Origin of the sequence: Rhodococcus sp. OK519 (genome assembly GCF_003051005.1) — a bacterium.
Lineage (GTDB): Bacteria > Actinomycetota > Actinomycetes > Mycobacteriales > Mycobacteriaceae > Prescottella.
Genome location: NZ_QAOW01000006.1, coordinates 203,848 through 220,755, shown reverse-complemented (window position 1 = coordinate 220,755; position 16,908 = coordinate 203,848). Strand labels below are relative to the sequence as shown.

16 protein-coding genes are annotated in these 16,908 nt (G+C 67.9%); 5 read left to right on the top strand and 11 right to left on the bottom strand.

Annotated features, from left to right (window positions below):
* Positions 1-10: 10 nt before the first annotated feature.
* Positions 11-1,540, bottom strand: coding sequence for a glycosyltransferase (locus tag C8K36_RS17145; RefSeq protein WP_107985800.1), 1,530 nt, complete (start codon positions 1,538-1,540; stop codon positions 11-13).
* Positions 1,537-3,123: a hypothetical protein gene (locus C8K36_RS17140; protein WP_107985716.1), complete on the bottom strand. Its 1,587-nt coding sequence runs from the start codon at positions 3,121-3,123 to the stop codon at positions 1,537-1,539. The genes C8K36_RS17145 and C8K36_RS17140 overlap by 4 nt, the downstream gene beginning before the upstream one ends.
* A gap of 295 nt (positions 3,124-3,418) precedes the next feature.
* On the opposite strand from C8K36_RS17140, the gene C8K36_RS17135 reads away from it, so the two are divergent.
* A complete protein-coding gene (locus C8K36_RS17135; RefSeq protein ID WP_181319610.1) occupies positions 3,419-5,347 on the top strand; it encodes a cellulose biosynthesis cyclic di-GMP-binding regulatory protein BcsB in 1,929 nt (642 codons plus the stop codon).
* Positions 5,323-7,074: a glycosyltransferase family 39 protein gene (locus tag C8K36_RS17130; protein ID WP_219910017.1), complete on the top strand. Its 1,752-nt coding sequence runs from the start codon at positions 5,323-5,325 to the stop codon at positions 7,072-7,074. Before C8K36_RS17135 ends, C8K36_RS17130 begins: the two co-directional genes overlap by 25 nt.
* Positions 7,075-7,183: 109 nt before the next feature.
* Here C8K36_RS17130 and C8K36_RS17125 read toward each other — a convergent pair whose 3' ends face one another.
* The 6 genes from C8K36_RS17125 to C8K36_RS17100 form a co-directional block, all read right to left on the bottom strand.
* A complete protein-coding gene (locus C8K36_RS17125) occupies positions 7,184-7,966 on the bottom strand; it encodes an SDR family NAD(P)-dependent oxidoreductase (protein ID WP_181319609.1) in 783 nt (260 codons plus the stop codon).
* 17 nt (positions 7,967-7,983) lie between these two features.
* Positions 7,984-8,718: a glycoside hydrolase family 25 protein gene (locus C8K36_RS17120; protein ID WP_258195462.1), complete on the bottom strand. Its 735-nt coding sequence runs from the start codon at positions 8,716-8,718 to the stop codon at positions 7,984-7,986.
* 96 nt (positions 8,719-8,814) lie between these two features.
* Positions 8,815-10,152: a glucosylglycerate hydrolase gene (gene ggh, locus C8K36_RS17115; protein ID WP_107985714.1), complete on the bottom strand. Its 1,338-nt coding sequence runs from the start codon at positions 10,150-10,152 to the stop codon at positions 8,815-8,817.
* A 16-nt stretch (positions 10,153-10,168) separates the two neighbouring features.
* Positions 10,169-11,194, bottom strand: coding sequence for a PHP domain-containing protein (locus C8K36_RS17110; RefSeq protein WP_107985713.1), 1,026 nt, complete (start codon positions 11,192-11,194; stop codon positions 10,169-10,171).
* A gap of 37 nt (positions 11,195-11,231) precedes the next feature.
* Positions 11,232-11,657 (bottom strand): organic hydroperoxide resistance protein, encoded by a 426-nt coding sequence (locus C8K36_RS17105; RefSeq protein WP_107985712.1) that lies wholly within the window; start codon positions 11,655-11,657, stop codon positions 11,232-11,234.
* A complete protein-coding gene (locus C8K36_RS17100) occupies positions 11,654-12,127 on the bottom strand; it encodes a MarR family transcriptional regulator (protein WP_107985796.1) in 474 nt (157 codons plus the stop codon). The genes C8K36_RS17105 and C8K36_RS17100 overlap by 4 nt, the downstream gene beginning before the upstream one ends.
* A 112-nt stretch (positions 12,128-12,239) precedes the next feature.
* Between C8K36_RS17100 and C8K36_RS17095 the strand changes: the two genes are divergently transcribed.
* The 3 genes from C8K36_RS17095 to C8K36_RS17085 are packed head-to-tail and all read left to right on the top strand — an operon-like array spanning position 12,240 to position 13,661.
* The gene (locus C8K36_RS17095) at positions 12,240-12,581 is read left to right on the top strand and encodes a hypothetical protein (RefSeq protein WP_107985711.1); all 342 of its coding nucleotides are present in this window, start codon (positions 12,240-12,242) and stop codon (positions 12,579-12,581) included.
* Between the two features lie 14 nt (positions 12,582-12,595).
* Positions 12,596-12,955: a hypothetical protein gene (locus C8K36_RS17090; RefSeq protein WP_107985710.1), complete on the top strand. Its 360-nt coding sequence runs from the start codon at positions 12,596-12,598 to the stop codon at positions 12,953-12,955.
* 22 nt (positions 12,956-12,977) lie between these two features.
* Positions 12,978-13,661 carry an SDR family oxidoreductase gene (locus C8K36_RS17085; RefSeq protein WP_107985709.1) on the top strand — a complete coding sequence of 228 codons (684 nt, stop codon included), beginning with the start codon at positions 12,978-12,980 and terminating at the stop codon, positions 13,659-13,661.
* Between the two features lie 9 nt (positions 13,662-13,670).
* Here the strand turns inward: C8K36_RS17085 and C8K36_RS17080 are convergent, their stop codons facing one another.
* The 3 genes from C8K36_RS17080 to C8K36_RS17070 form a co-directional block, all read right to left on the bottom strand.
* Positions 13,671-14,210, bottom strand: coding sequence for a HutD family protein (locus C8K36_RS17080; protein WP_258195461.1), 540 nt, complete (start codon positions 14,208-14,210; stop codon positions 13,671-13,673).
* 70 nt (positions 14,211-14,280) lie between these two features.
* Positions 14,281-15,669: a formimidoylglutamate deiminase gene (locus tag C8K36_RS17075; RefSeq protein ID WP_107985708.1), complete on the bottom strand. Its 1,389-nt coding sequence runs from the start codon at positions 15,667-15,669 to the stop codon at positions 14,281-14,283.
* Positions 15,669-16,895, bottom strand: coding sequence for an allantoate amidohydrolase (locus C8K36_RS17070; RefSeq protein WP_107985707.1), 1,227 nt, complete (start codon positions 16,893-16,895; stop codon positions 15,669-15,671). Before C8K36_RS17070 ends, C8K36_RS17075 begins: the two co-directional genes overlap by 1 nt.
* Positions 16,896-16,908: the final 13 nt, after the last annotated feature.

Sequence of the window (16,908 nt, the reverse complement as noted above, 5' to 3'; positions counted from 1 at the left end):
AAAACGCGAGTCAGGGGGCAGCAGGTTGAGCTTGGGGTAGGGGTTCGGGAACCTGGGGCTCGGCGGCCGGGCTGGGTGTGCTCGGCGTCCCCAGCCCGTGAAAGGTCTTCTCCCAGTAGGACGGGTTGCGCAGCAACTGCCAGCACCCCTTGGCCGAAGCGATGCTCATCATCACCCAGTAGATCGGGACCGTCAGACACGCGAGCAGCAGGTGCGAGTTACCTGTCTCCCGGCAGCCGACGATGTTCATGTAGATCGCGGCCGCGTTGCCGAACACGAGGGAGATCAGGGCGCCGTAGTAGACGGAGGGCGGGAACACCTCGATGATCGCCGCGGGCTGGCCCAGCAACCACGTGAGGGTGATGAACCAGAACACGAGGTTGAGGCACGCGATGATCGGTGTGCCCGCCAGCAGCAGTGTGAACCGGATGAAGCTGAGGGCACCCAGCTTTTGCCATGCTTCGCGCGGCCGACGCACGTGCACCAGCCACGACTGCAGGTAGCCCTTGTACCAACGGGACCGCTGACGGATCCAGTTGATCGGGTCGCTGTTGGCCTCCTCGATGGTGGTCGAGTCCAGGACGGCCGTCGAGTATCCCGATGCCGCGATCCGTACTCCGAGATCCGCGTCCTCGGTCACGTTGTGAGGGTCCCACGCCCCGATTTCGTCGAGCACCCAGCGCTGCAGGTGATTCGACGTGCCGCCCAGAGGAATCGGCGACCGGGTCTTCATCAACCCGGGAAGCAGGAAGTTGAACCAGACTGCGTACTCGGCGGTGAACCAGCCCGTGAGCAGGTTCTGCCGGCCGTTGTCGTACGCGAGTTTGGCCTGCACACAGGCGACGTCGTCGGACTGACGCCCGAACGCGGCAACCACCCGGCGCAACTGCAGCGGATCGGGCTTGTCCTCCGCGTCGTAGATGGTGATGATCTCGCCGGTCGCGAAATGCAGGCCGTAATTGCAAGCCTTCGGCTTGGTCCGCGGCTGGGCCGCGGGCACCAGGACCACCGTCACGATCTCACCGCCGGGCACCGAGACCGCCTGCCGCGCCGCCTCGACGGTGCCGTGGTCATCCTCCTCGAGGAGCAGCAGAACCTGCAGTCTGTCGCGGGGATACTCCAGGGCCGTCATACCCGAGACGAGATCGAAGATCACCTCGGTCTCGTCGTAGGCGGGGACCAGGATCGTGTAGGGGGGCAGTTCGTCGTCGGGGATCGCGCGCGCCTCGTCGTCGGCCACGGTGACGATAGCGTCCCGATCGAGGCCCCGAGCGAAGATGATGAGCCGATCGATCATCGTCGCCACGTAGCCGATCGTGCACACGGCGGTGAGCACCGTGACGGCCATGATCGGGAAGAACCCGACCGCGACGGCGCAGACGACGGCGAGGGCGATCGCGACGTTGCGCTGCCACGGCACGAACGCGACCGATGCCGACGCGAGCGGATGACGCTCGCGCAGACCGTCGATGGCGTCGTGCAGCGCAGCGGCCTTGAAGGCGTCGGTGGCCTCGGAAACCTCGGGGACGGTGGCGGTCACGACTGCGTCGCCTTCCACTGTGCATCGACGAACTGCGTTCCGACGACGGTGAGCATGTCCTTGTCCTTGTACTGCGGTTGGTCGTCGATCGTCACCGAGTTCCCGCGGACCAACACGTTCAGCGTGTTCGTCACGTCGGAGGCCATCGACGGCGTCGGTTCCGGAAAGCGTGCGACGGGACGGTGATCGTCGACAGTGATCATGTTGACCCGCTCGACGGTGCGGCCCCGGGTCCAGGTGAACGACAGAATGCTCCAGGTGAGCAGCAGATCCTCGTCGACGACGGTGGTGAGTTCGCCACGCACGTCGTGGCCCAGTTCGATCGGGATCGCGGGGCTGCGGCGGGTGTGGACGGACCGATAGAGGGTGTCCGGCGGGTAGACGTGCAGGCTTGCCGGACGGAGGGTATCGAGAGTGTCGACGACGATGCGCCGGGGGCGCAACTGCGCGTCCCACTCGGGGACGCCCCCTCGCGCCAGGAGTACCTCGCGGGTGAGGGTCGCATATCGACCGAAGAAGCGGTCAGCCCAATCGAACTCACGCGTGCTGTCGATGGTCCATCCCGGCGGCGGGGCCGTCTGCTGCGTCGGCAACGGACCGACGGCGACGAACGTCGTCGGCGGTGGCGGCAGCGGCTGGGAGGCGAGCACGGCGGCGCACGCGACGACCGCGAGTCCGGATCGGACCAGACCTGTCCGCACCGCGGGACTGCGCTGCGCGACCACGGAGTACGCCGACCGGCGATCGTCGAGGTAGAAGCCGTTCTGCAGGTACATCCCGATGCCCACTCCGAAGGCCGCCACACCGGGCGGCACGAACTGGACCACCAGACGCGGGGCCTGCGGGAAGAACGCCCAGAGCACGGCGAGGGTCGTCAAACCCAGGACGACGGTGGCCGTCACACCGATCAGGGCGCGGCGGCGTGTACGTCCGACGGCGATACCGGTGGCTGCGGCAGCGAAGAAGGTCAGAACGACGGCGACGTGGAGGGACTGTCCACCGAGGGTGACCACCATCATCCGGTAGGGCAGGGGCGCGATCACCGCGAGCATCAGCCACACCGGCCAGAAGCGTCCGACCGGGCGCAGCCCGAACATCAGCACGGCAGAACTGATCACGAACAGCAGGCAGACCAGGAGATCGATTCTCAGGAGGCTGAACTGTTCCTCGTAACGCGGCAGCAGCAGCCACTCCATGACGAGGGCGAAGATCAAGCCCATGCCGCCGACGATGCTGTCGATCTGCCGATCGTGGATGGGGAGTTCCCGTCCCCGTCGGCGCGCGATTCCGAAGGCGGCAACCCCGGCGAGGATCGGCATGACGAAGACGTAGCCCAACGGATCGCCGCCATGGAGGTCGTCGACGGTCCGCAGGATCGACGGCCAGAACGCGCCGAGCATGCACACCGCGATGAGGAGCCACCGGCCGGCGATCTGCAACGAGATCGACCCGTCCATCAGACGCGTGAGCGACCGAGCTCGAGCCTTCGCCGAGCCGTTCTTCGTCACAACGGTATTCGCGGCCGGAGCCTCGTTGTCGTCGGTACCGTGAGGTGCCTCGACGCCGTTCGCGACATGCGTCATGGCGCTTCCTCCCCGACGACTCACCCTCCACTGACGAATTCACCATAGATTCCGGCCGAGTTCGACGCGAGGCGAGGGTATTCGACACACGAACCGGACGCGCATTCGCGGGGCCAACGAGCGTTTGATTGGCGATTGTGGTTGGATGCGATCCGGCGACGGCTGTGCCACCGACCGCCCGCACGAGTCGGGCTCCACAGGTAGGCAGAGGGATTCAGCTCCCGTACTCCGTTCGTCGAGCAACCACTACACGGCCTACGACGAATCGGGGGATGACATGCGGAAGCCTGGCCAAGTGAGGCGATCATGGGCTGCGCTCGCGACATGCGCACTGGTGACACTCGGCGCGCTGACGCAGTCCGCCGGCAACGCCTCCGCGCAGCCTTCCGAATCGTCGACGACTCCTACCGGTCAGGCCGTTTCCTTCCGGGAGTTGGGTCGGCCCGTGGATCTGCGGATTCCCGTCGATTCGACGGCGACGAATGTCACTGTCCCGGTCCCCGACGGGCTCACCGCCGGGCAGCTCACCGGAACCGTCGTCACCCCGACCGACTACCGCGAGGGATGGATCGAAGTCCAGTCGGAGGGCCGGCTCGTCCAGCGAATCGACATTCCCGGTGGCACCGCCGAACGCGGTGTCCCGCTCACGATCCCACTCGGGGGGCTGCGGGTGGTCGATCGGTCCGTCACACTGCAACTCGTCAGCCACTATCTCCCGCTCGACGATCGCTGCTACGACCGCTCTCCCTTCGCTGCGATGACCCTGCGGGACACCTCCGTTTCCTACTCCGGCACCGAACGCCAGCCCGTCACCCCCGCCGAGTTCCTCCCGCCGATGCTGCGCAAGGCGACGATCCACCTCACCGACAGTGCGTCCACCGTTCAGCAGAACGCCGCCCTGGCCTTGAGTACGGCGCTCACCAACCACTACGGCAGCCAGCCGACCCGGATGGAACTGGCCGAACTGCAGTCACCGGCGCTGCCCGACGCAAGCCCGGCGCCGTTCGAGCGCAACATCGTGATCGGGGGGCCCGGCGCGGAAATCACTCTCGAGAGCGGCCCCTCCGGGGCGGCGGTCCTGCTCATTCCCGGCGACGGTCCTGCCCTGACGTCGCAGATGGACCTGCTGATCACCAACCTGGCCGGCTACAGCTCCGCCAGTGCCTCAGTGCTGCCGCCCGAACGAACGGTGCCCGAGATCGCGCAGGACGCGCTGTCGCTCTATCAGCTGGGCATGGGCTCACTGACCGCGGCGGGAACGAACCGCATCGAGCTTCCGGTCGCCATCGACCAGACTCAACTCGGGCGTCCGATCTCGAGCCTGTCCGCACACCTACGCGGAACCTATGTGCCGCTGCCCGCGGCGCGCAGCGGAGTCTTGACCGTCGGCATGAACGGGATGCCGCTCACCAGTGCACCGCTCGATTCGTCCGGCACGTTCGACGTCGTCGCTACGGTGCCCCGTCATCTCCTCTCGCGGTACATGACGCTGACCGTCGCCATCGAGGTCACCGGTGAATTCCAGTGTGGCGCAATCGACGAATCCTCACTCACCATCGATCCGCTGAGCACGATCACCTCGCAGCTGGCGTCGCCGCCGCTGCCCGGCGGATTCGCCTCCCTGCCACAGTCGCTGCTGCCGACGGTCGACGTCGGCCTCAGCAAGGGCGACTTCGCCGACCTCGTCCGCGCCGACAAGCTGCTCGTCCAGATGCAGCGATCGAGCTATCTGCCCCTGCAGCCGCGGATCCAGCCGTTCGACTCGGCTGTGACCGGGCCCCTGCCGGCGGTCCTCGTCGCGGCGGACGGCTATGTTCCCGAATCGGTCGACGAACCGCTCGACTCTGCCGACTCGCCGGTACTGGCGCTACGCGGGGTCAGTTCCAGTAGCTCCTTCGGCAACGTGCAGGTCGTCGAACAGCCGCGGCGCACAGTCGTACTGGCGTCGTCCACGGGCGACCCCGCAGATCTCGACGGCCTGCTGGACTGGCTGACCGCGGACGCAGGGCGACTGCCCAGCCTGACCGGGGACGTGCTGATCGGGCCGCGGGGCCAGGAGCCGTTCACCATCGGTGTGAAGGTCGCCGAGGTGACGGCGGAAGCCGTCAACGCCTCCGACAACGGGCTCTCGGGTGTCGCGCTGGCCACGGTCGCCGCCGTGACTGCGGCGGTAGCAGCCGCGGCAGTGGGCGTGACCCTGTGGCTGCGGCGCCGCCGCTCGTGACGGCCACCGCCGCAGTTCCGGCGACGCCGCTCGCGGTACCGGTTCGGTCCGGGTCCACGGCCCGACCGCACCGTCTCCCGTGGTTCCTGTACGCCACGCTCTTCGCGGCGTACTGCGCCGCCGGCGTGCTCGTGAACGTGAAGATCGGCTTCATGTTCACCGATTCGATGTCGCGCGTCGCCGCGGTATCAGGTGTGCTGCTGAGCCGAGATCCACACCTCGCCGCAATCGGCTTCGTTTTCACCCCACTCACGGCGGCCGCCCAGTTGCCGATCGCGGTCTTCGGCGAATGGTGGCCGGGCCTGCTGCGCTGGAACCTGACTGCGGCCGTGGTGTCGGCGGCGTTCATGGCCGGCACCGTAATCCAGATCCGCGGTATCGCATGGGATCGCGGATGCTCGCGGACACTGATCGTCGTGCTGACCGCGCTGTTCGCGCTGAACCCGATGATGCTCATATACGCCGCCAACGGCATGAGCGAGGCACCGTTCCTCTTCTTCGTGTGCTGGGCGGTGCGGCGCCTCATCCGGTGGATCCGCTCCGACGGCGTGCACGACCTGATCACTGCCGGAATCGCTCTGGCACTGGCATATCTGACGCGATACGACGCGATCGCACCGATGATGGTCGCCGGTGCGCTGGTCGGCGTCGTGAGTCTGTGGCGTCGGCGACGCATCCCGACGGCGTACCGTTCGGACCCGTGGTGGGCGGCAATCGTCGACGCCACACTCGTGATCGCGCCCGGGGTCGCGGCGTTCGGTGCGTGGTCCTTCACCAGCTGGCTCATCACCGGTGAAGCGTTCCAGCAGTTCTCGTCGGTCTACGGCAACAGCGCCATCCTCGAACAGTCGGGAACACGGACGGCGACGGATGTCGAGCGAATCGCCTTCTCCCTCACCGAGATCATGGTCCTCGCGCCGGCACTTCCGTTGCTCCTGGCCGTCGCGGCCGCGCTCGCCTACCGCCGTCGCGACGGTGCCATCCTCGTTCCTTCGATGATCTTCGGCTCGATTCTGGGCACGCAGTCTCTTCTGTACCTCATGGATTCGACGTTTCCGTTCCTGCGCTTCTACATCACCGCGATTCCGTTCGCGTTCGTGCTCGTCGTGCTGCTCGCCCCGCAGCAGATTCCCGTCGTCTCGCACCGCCCCGGCAAACTCGCCGTCCCAACCCCCGACCCCACCTCGGTTCGTGGCCCGTCCCCGCTACTCGCGGTGGCGATGTCACTTCTCGTCGGATCGACGGGTGTCACGGCAGTCGCGATGGGCAACGAACGGCTTGCCGGACTGGAGTATCCGGTTGCCAGCGCGATCATGGCGGGAGGCCGTTCGGATTTCGACTCCGTCCGGAACTTCAGCGCCGAGCGTCGCATCGCACAGTATCTCGACAACCTCGACCTGCCCGAGGGATCGGTTCTGCTCGACACCGTCCAGAGCTTCGCGATCGTGACGTCGTCGGCCAAGCCGAAGCAGTTCGTCATCACGTCCGACACCGACTTCGTCCGGATCCTCGACGATCCCGCCGCGCACGGCGTGCAATACATCATCACCGTGCCCAACGTGAAACGCGGTACCGCCGATGCCGTCAACCGCCGCTATCCGACGATGTACGAGAACGGCTCCAGCGGCGTGGGCGCTCTCATGCTGGAGATGCCGAACGACAGCAAGGCCGAGCCCGAGAACTGGCGTCTGTACCGAGTGACAGGCCAGATCACGCCGGGTGGTTGAGTCGCCATCACCGCAACCATCACCGTCCGGAGAATTGGCTCGCGCATCCCCACCGATATCGGGAACCCGAAGACTGATCTCGCACTCTCGTCTCCGTTCGCGAATACGCCTACTCGGGCGTGGCCGCCCCGATCAGATCCGCGATCGACGGATTGCGGCGCAGCGTCTGACCGCCACTGACGTGCAGCATCTGGCCGGTGACGAACCCGGATTCGTCGCCGGCCAGCCATGCCGCCACGTTCGCTACGTCCTCGGCGACGCCGACCCGCCCCAGCGGGATCTCGCGGAGGTACAGCGACCGGATCGGCGGATAGTTCAGTCCGCCGCCCGACATCGGGGCGTCCGCGACACCACCGGGTGCGATGGAGTTGGCGCGGATCCCGCGCTGTCCGTATTCGTTGGCGATGCACCGGATCACGTGGTCGATGCCGGCCTTCGTGCCCATGTAGGCCGCGTGGTTCTCGAACATGATCGATGCGGTGACCGACGAGATCTGGATGATCGATCCACCGTTCGGCATGTTCGCGACCAACCGCTGGAAGAGCTGGAACGGCCCGGTGAACTGGACCGCCGCCATCTTCTCGAGGTCCTCGCGGGTGGTGTCCTCGAAGGACGCGAGCAGACCCCACCCGGTGGCGTTGACGCCCACGTCGATGTGTCCGAGACGATCCCGGGCGGCGGCCATGAGGGCGTCCAGATCGGACTCGGACGTGATGTCGCACTGCTGCCACTGCGCGCCGATCTCGTCGGCGACGGCCTCGAGCGCATCCGGGCGTCGTCCCGCGATCAACACGGTGGCACCGTCGTCGACGTAACGGCGGGCGATGGCGTGCCCCACATTGCCGGGCGCAACGCCCAGCACGATTGCGGTCTTGCCGCTCAGATTCGTCATGTGGACAACTATCCCCGTCAGCTGCCGAAGAAGTTGCGGGCGTACATGTTGAGGTCGCCCATCGACCCGCTGTAGACGTTGAGGTCGATGTTGGCGTTCACCCCCGGAATCCGCCCGCTGTCGGTGTACTGCCAGAAGGCCCAGGTCTTCCAACCGCCCGGCAGTGGACCGGGGTAGTTGGCGCCGTTGTAGTCGGCGATCCACAGCGGATAGTTGGAGAACTCGCTGGTGTTCGCCATCGCGGTGCGCCAGAAGTTGGGGTACGTGTAGATGATCGGCTGACGCCCGGTCAGTGCCTGCACGGTGTTGAGGTAGCGGTGTGTCCAGTCGATCAGCTGCGGCGCCGCGAGCCCACCGGTGCTCTCGAGGTCGAGAACGGGCGGCAGGCCGCCGATCTGGTTGACCGCGAAGACGGTCGACGCGAACAGCGCCGCCTGTGCCTCGGGAGACGCCGTCGGGTCGGCGTAGTGGTACGCGCCGCGCGCGACACCGGCGATCCGCATCGCGAACGAATCCTGCGCGAAGTACGGATTGGTGTAGAACAACCCCTCGGTGGCCTTCACCATGCCGAATTCGTATCCCGCGCCGCGCACCGCCGACCAGTTGATGGGCGCACCGCCCGGGTGCTGCCAGGATGCCACATCGACACCCTGCGGGTTCGCCACCGCGACGGCAGGCGCCGCTAAGGTCACCGCCCCGGCCATGGCCAGTACGGCGACACGCGAAAGGGAGCGACGGCGGTTCCTCGGCATTGCCCGAGACTAGACGACTTCCTCACGGCGCGCGTCGATTTCGCGTCGAACGGCTGATTCTTACAGGCAGTTCACAGGTTCGTTCGCTGCGGTTCATCAGCCCAGCCAGTCCAGCACGGCCGCCGCGGTCCACGACTGCTGCATGCTGCCGAGCGGCGCACCGGTGAACGGTTCGTAGTATTCGGCGAAACTGCCGTCCGCGGCCTGGCGCAGTCCCTCCGCGCGCAGCATCAGCGACCGCTCGGCCCACCCGCGCCGCGCGAACGCCCACGAGAACAGCCACGTCATGACGGGCCACACCGGCCCCCGCCAGTATTCGCGCGGCCGGAAGTCGCGCGACACCGGTGACGTGGACGGCGGCACCGCGTACCGCAGATCCGGGTGGGTGCAGAAGCGCGGACCCTCGAACGTGTGCAGCAAGGCGCGCTCGGCGTGCCGGTCCAACCCGCCGCACAGCAGGGGAGCGAACATCGCGATGGTGTCGGTGGCGATCCACCGGCCCGTGCGCAGGTCGAGGTCGCGGGCCGCGCCGCTGCGCGCGTCGGCCGTCGCGACGACGCCCTTACGGAAGTGGTCGGCCAGGTAATGCAGTTCGCGGACATCGGCGTTGGGGCGCGAATGCTCCTCGCCGATAGTGGCGAGCACATCGCACGCGAGCGCGAAGATCGCGCTCACGAACACGTCCTCGACAGCGAAGCTCATCTTCTCGGGCAGAGCCTCGTCGTCGTAGCGAACGCTCTTCATTTCCTCGAGGAGCCACAGATACTTGTCGTACTCGCCGTTGCTGGGCCGCTGCGAGGCATCGGTGACGACGGTGACATCCTCGCGCCGATATGACGGAACTGCGCCCGGAATCACGTTGGCGTACGGGGTATCCCATCGGGGCGAGTTGTCCATTCCGGACTCCCACCCGTGGAAGAGCGTGATGCGCCCGCTGCCGTCCCGGTCCCGGGCCCGGGCGAGCCAGCGGTGCCAGCGCATCAGGTCGGGCCAGCGACGGTCCAGGAATTCCTCCGCGACCGCTCGGGTGCTGCGGCCGTGTCGGCGGGCGTGGTCGAGGATGCGCTGCACCGCGATGGCGTGCACGGGGGGTTGGGTGATCCCGGAGGTGTCGACGCCGATCGGCGCGTACCCGGCCAGTTCCCGGCACTGCCAGCGCGCGGGGCCCGGGAAGTAGCCGTCGACCCCGTTCGCGAACACGATGTGCGGGATCATCCCGTTGCTCCACTGCGCCGACAGCAGCGTGTCGAGTTCGGTGACGGCACGCTCGACACTCAGGGGCGCCAGCCCGACCGCGACGAATGCGGCATCCCAACTCCACATGTGCGGGTACAGGCGCGGCGCGGCGGTGGTCATGCTCCCCAGGTCGTTGCCGCGCAACAGGTAAGCGGCTCGCGCCGCGAGCTGGGTCGGCGTGAATCCGGGGTCGATCATCGTCCCATTCTGCGACTCACCCGACCGACGCGCGCGTCCAGGTGAGCAATTGGTCGACGGGCCACGTGTTGACGACACGCTCGGGCTCGACACCGCAGCGGATCGCCCGCTCGCAGCCCAGGCCCTGCCACGCCAACTGGCCAGGCGCGTGCGCGTCGGTGTCGATCGCGAACAGGGCGCCGACGTCGACGGCCAGATCGATCAGCCGGCTCGGCGGATCGCGGCGCTCGGGCCTGCTGTTGATCTCGACGGCGACGTGGTGGTCACGGCACGCCTCGAACACCTTCTCGGCGTCGAATTTCGACTCCGGCCGATTTCCACGCCGTCCCTCGACGAGTCGGCCCGTGCAGTGACCGAGCACGTTCACGCGCGGGTTCCGGACCGCGCCGAGCATCCGTCGGGTCATCTCGCCGCGGTCGGCGCGCAGGTGCGAGTGAACGCTCGCGACGACGACGTCCAGTTCGTCCAGGAGTTCCGGGTCCTGATCGAGGCCGCCGTCGTCGAGGATGTCGACCTCGATGCCGGTGAGGATTCGGAACGGCGCGAGTTCGCGATTGAGGTCGTGCACCACCGCGAGCTGAGTACGCAGGCGCTCGGCGGACAGACCGTTCGCGACCGTCAGGCGCGGCGAGTGATCGGTGAGCGCGCAGTACTCGTGCCCCAGCCTCGCCGCGGTCCGCATCATCTCGTCGATGGGGCTGCCGCCGTCGGACCAGTCCGAGTGCACGTGCAGATCGCCGCGCAACGCGGGCTGCAGATCACCGCCGTACCCGATCGTCCCGGCCGCGTCCCGAAGTTCCTGCAGGTAGACAGGCACCTTTCCGTCGACAGCCTGTTCGACGATGGCCGCGGTCTTCGCGCCGACGCCCGGCAGCGACGTCCAACTGCCGGCGCGTTCACGTTCGCGGCGCTGCTCGTCGGACAGGCCGGCGACGACATCCGCGGCCCGCCGGTACGCCTTGACCCGGTACGTGTCGGCGCGGTCGCGTTCGAGCCAGAACGCGACCTCTCGCAGCGCCTCGACGGGACCCGGATTCGCCATGTCTCCATGGTGCCTGTCGGGCCGGTGCGGGGCAGCCCTATTCGTCGTCGGCGACGGTCAGGGTGACCTCGATGTTGCCGCGCGTCGCGTTCGAGTACGGGCACACCTCGTGCGCCTTCTCGGTGAGCGCGAGTGCCTCGCCATGCTCGAGGTGGGGCAGCGAGACCTCCAACGTCACGGCCAGCCCGAAGCCGCCGGAACCGTTGGGCCCGATACCGACACGCGCACCGACTGCGGAATCGGTGATGTCCGCTCCCGCCTGACGTGCTACCAGTTGGAGTGCGGAGTGGAAGCACGCGGCGTATCCGGCGGCGAACAACTGCTCGGGGTTGGTGCCGTCGCCGGTGCCGCCCATCTCGGTCGGGATGGCGAGTTCCAGATCCAGGCGTCCGTCGGACGTGCGGGCGCGGCCGTTGCGGCCCTCGCCGGTGGCCAGTGCCTCTGCGGTGTAGACGATGTTCACGGTGCCTCTCCTCGGTTGTCGGTCGGTGGAGTGTCGAACTCGGTGGACTGCAGATTGCGGCCGACGGCCATGAGAACGTCGCGCAATCGTGTGAGATCCGGTCCGCTGAGGCCGGTGGCGCGCGCAAGGCGGGCTGGGATGTCGGACGCCCGTTCGCGCAGGGCCGCCCCCGTGTCGGTGAGAACGACGGTGACGCGACGTTCGTCGCCGCCCAACCGCTGCCGGTCGATGAGACCGGCCGCCTCGAGTCGCTTGAGCAGCGGCGACAACGTTCCGGTGTCGAGTTGGAGGGCGTCGCAAATCTCCTGGACGCCCCGGCCGTCCCGCTCCCACAGCACCAGCATCACGAGGTATTGCGGGTAGGTGATGCCCAGGTCGGCGAGCAGCGTCCGATAGGCGGCGGTAGTGGCGCGCGACGCCGAATAGAGCGCGAAGCACACCTGCCGGTCCAGTGCGAGATCGTCGGTCACCACCTAAATGTAGACCACAATAATATTGCGCACAACCTTAATCTGCAGGGATGACCCGACGGTGCCATGCTGGAGAAAGGGCTGCCGGGGGACATGCACGGAAGGCAGAACCATGAGTCAACAGACGATCGAGCACCGCGGCTGGATGGTCGCGGCAGCGGCCGCCGCGGCCGTCACGTCGGGACTGCTCGGTGCCGCCGTCGCCGCAGGCACCGACGATATCGAGTCGAATCCCGCGACACTCACCACGGAAGAAGAGGGAACCGACACCCCGGAGAATCCGAGCGGTCTCGAGCAGACGAACTCCTTCGGCTACATCCCCGAACACGAGACGCCCCTCGACACCGAACCGATCGGACCGGAAGGCGGCGGCATCGACGACGACCCGTTCGAACTCGGTGGCGCCACGGTGCAGTTGCCCGCCGCCACGACACTGACCACACCTACAGGCTGACCAGAGGCGATGCCATGATCCAGCGAAACGACGGGCCACTATCGCAACGAATCGCGATCGCCGTCGTCGCAGCATCGACGGCAGTGGTGCTCGGCGTGGCTGCCTCCGGATGCCAGAAGGCGTCCGAGGTCACCAACCACGGCTACCCACAGGAACAAACGACCACAACGGACGAAACCGGTCTGCAACAGACGAACTCGTTCGGCTACATCCCCGAGCACGAAAGCCCGCTACCGACCAACGGCAACGGACCGGGCGCACCGGGACCCTTCAACGACAACCCGTTCGACAACCCCGGCCCACCGCTACCCGGCGGCCCCGGGCTTCCCGCCCGGGCACCCGCGGCGCCGACGCTCACCACACCGGCCGGCTGAGCCTCGGTCTAACCTCGGGAGCATGATCTCCCAGCATCCGACGGCCCTGATCACCGGCGGTAGCCGCGGTCTCGGTGCCGCGATCGCCCGCGAACTCGCACCCACCCACCAGTTGATCCTCGGCGGCCGCAGCGCCGAATCGCTCGAACCGATCGCCGGCGAACTGGGCGCCGCGCCGTGGCCGGTGGATCTGACGGACCACGCGGCCGTCGCGGGCGCCGTCGCCGACATCGATCGGCTCGAGGTGCTGGTCCACAACGCCGGAGTGGCGGAACTCGGCACCATCGAGGAGACGTCGGCCGACGCCTGGCGCCGGACGTTCGAGGCCAACGTCGTCGCGGTAGCGGAGTTGACCCGACTACTACTGCCCGCGCTGCGCGCTGCGAACGGGCACGTGGTGCTCATCAACTCGGGTGCGGGGCTGCGCGCCAACGCGAACTGGGGCGCTTATGCCGCAAGCAAATTCGCGCTGCGAGCGTTCGGCGACGCCCTGCGTCTCGAGGAGCCGACGTTGCGGGTCACCTCGATCCATCCCGGCCGCATCGACACCGACATGCAGCGCGCGATCGTCGCGTCCGAGGGCGGCGAGTACGACGCCGGCGCGTTCCTCACCCCCGAGACCGTGGCGCGGGCGGTCCGGAACGCCGTCGAGACGCCCCGAGACGCGCACCCCACCGAGATCGTGCTGCGGCCGATGCCGCGGTAGGACGCTCCGTCAGGGATGGTCGAGCGTCGTGATGGTGACGATCGCGCAGGGTGTGGTCATCTCGAATGCGTCGGCGCATCCGGGCGGGAGCAGCACGGCGGTCTCCGTCACCGGGTCGACGAGAACGAGCAGCGCAGTGGGATCGGCGACCCGGGGCGGCTCACCGAACCGCATGGTCGCGGTGGCTGCGCCTCGCCGGACCATGACGTTCAACGCCCGACTGGGTGCCTCCACCCGACATTCCGGCGCCCATTCGCCGGGAAACGCGATCGTCTGCAGCGGTTCGACGACGCGGCGCACCACGCCGGAAGCGTCGTCCGCGCCGGTCAGTTCGATCGGAACCTCGCCGATCGGCATGAACAGTCGGTCGTATCCGTCGATCACCGAGAACGTCGACGACGTCGGCTCATCGGCGATACTCACCCGCCACAACTCGGTCTCGGCGACCACCTGCGTGGTGCCCTGACCGTTGCGCCAGCGCACCGACACCCGGTCGTCGCGGGTGGTGCGGCGTGCCGGGGCACCGGACGTGTACGGTCCGTCGTTCACAGTTCCTCCGTGGTGATCGGGTAGCGCAGGTCACGGCTACCGCCGATTCCGATGCCGCTGTGCAGCAGGGTTACCGGACAGGTGCAAGCGTATCGGCAGGCACGTCCATCAATTCCCGGATGGTCAGCGCGAGGTCGGCCGCGGTGTCCGGAAGGGCCACGTGCCGCCGGTCGGCGACCACCACGCGTCCGTCGACGACGACGTCGGTCACGTCTCCTGCCGTCGCGGCGAAGACGACGTTCTCGATGGTGATACCGCCACCCGCCGTCCGGATCGATCCCAGATCGACCGCCACCAGATCGGCGCGCGCACCGACACGCAGGTGTCCGGCATCGGTCCAGCCCAACGCGTGCTGCCCCTCCGCCGTCGCAGCTCCGAGAAGCCGCTCCGCAGAAATGATTCCGCGCTCACGCCGGGCGAGACGCTCGTCGAGCTCGACGGCTCGCGCCTCCTCGAACATGTCGATCACCGCATGACTGTCCGAGCCGAGGCTGAACAGGCCGGATCCGGCCAACAGCGCCGGTGCCGGGCCGATACCGTCCCCGAGATCACGCTCCGTAGTGGGGCAGAAGCACACCCCCGTGGCGGTCCGGTCGAGGTCTGCGACATCCTCGTCCGTCAGATGCGTTGCGTGGACCGCCGTGGTCCGCGGACCGAGCGCACCGACGTCGCGCAGGACTGCTGTCGGGGTCCGTCCGTGGACTGCCAGACACTGCTCGATCTCCCGCGTCTGCTCCGACGAATGGACATGCAGCGGAGCCTGATACGCCTCCGCCCATTCGATGACCGCGGGCATGTGCTCGATCGGCACCCCCCGCACCGAGTGGAGAGCCGCACCCACCAGGACACCGGGCCCGGATCCCGCCGACGCGCTGACCTGCGAGCGCAGTGCCTCGACCCGCTCCGCCCAGCGGTCGCCGCTACCGTCACCGAATCGTTGCTGCGGGCCTTCCGCGAGAGGACTGCCGTCGGGAGCCGCGCTGAGATAGCAGGTGTCGAGCAGGGTCAGCCGGACGCCGGCGTCCGCGGCTCCCTGAATCAACGCCTGGCCCATGGCATTCGGGTCCGAGTAGCGGGCGCCCCCGACGTCGTGGTGCAGGTAGTGGAACTCGCCGACGGACGTGACACCGGCCAGCGCCATCTCCGCATACACACCGCGTGCGAGGTCGCGGTAGCTGTCGGGATCGAGGCGGTCGGCGGCGCGATACATCAGGTCGCGCCACGTCCAGAACGATCCCCGATTACGCTGGGTGCGCGAACGCAGGGCCCGGTGGAAGGCGTGCGAGTGTGCGTTGGCCAGCCCCGGAACCACCAGGCCCGGCAGTCGCCGCGCCCCGGCCGGACGCTCGGTGTCCGTGACGATCGCCGTGATCCGACCGTCCGCGCCCGTGATCAGCACGCGGTCGGCGATGGTGTCGCCGCCGAGCCAGGCCTGCTCGCACCACCACGACTGAGCCATCACCGAGTCACCCAATCGGTCATCACGGTGGCCAGTGCCTGCGCACCCCGGTGGCAGTCGTCCATCTCGGCATACTCCTCGGGTGAATGCGATACGCCCGTGGGATTGCGGACGAACAGCATCGCGGTGGGCAGCACCGCCGACAGGATGCCGGCGTCGTGGCCGGCCTGCGTCGGCAGCACCGGAATGTCGCCCAGCTCGGCGAGGGCCCGCTGGACGCGTGCCCGCGGCGCCTCCGGGAACTCGACGATCGGCGTGATCGACTCGGCCTCGATCTCGAGCCCTATGCCGTCGACGGCCGCGTGGGCGGTCGCCTGTCTACCGATCTGATCCACGAGGGCCGTCAAGGTCGCCTCGTCCGCTGCGCGCGCATCGAGCCACGCCCGAATCTCCGACGGAATCGCGTTGGCGCCGTTGGGGGAGACGAGAACCTTGCCGAACGTCGCGACCGCACCGTGCGAGGCGGCACACGAGCGAGCAGAGTGGACCGACGACGCGAACGCCAGCATCGGATCGTGCCGGTCCACCAGCCGCGTCGCACCGGCATGGTTCGCTTCGCCCCGGAAGGTGAACTCCCACCGGCCGTGTGGCCAGATGGACGAAGCGACCGCGATCGGACGATCGACGAGATCCAGGCCCCGCCCCTGCTCGACGTGCAACTCCACGTACACCCCGACCCGCTCTTGCAGCCGCTCGTCGACACCGAGGTCCTCGGGTCGGCGTCCGGCACGGGTCATGGCCTCGGCAAGGCTGATGCCGTCGATGTCCCGCAGGCCGCGGGCACGATCGGCATCGAGCGCACCGGTCGTCAACTGCGAACCGACGCAGGCGACCCCGAAGCGCGCCCCTTCCTCGTCCGAGAACGCGACCACCGCGACCGGAATGCTGGGGACGACGCCGCGTTCGCGAAGGAGGTCCACCGCCGCGAACGCGGACACCACGCCGAGCGGACCGTCGAAGGCACCGCCGTCGGGCACCGAGTCGAGGTGCGACCCGGTGACGAACGCGTCGCGCGGATCACCGATCCACCCGGGCGGCATCCACCACGCCCAGATGTTGCCGTTCCGGTCCTCCTCGACGTCCATGCCGCGGGAAGTGGCGCACCCGGTAAACCACTCTCTCAGCGTCAGATCCGCATCGGACCACGCGTAGCGGCGGTATCCACGCGTCGCCGGGTGCTGGCCGACGTCGAGGATGTCGGACCAGAGCGAGTCGAACGTAGTCATGTTTCGATCCTCT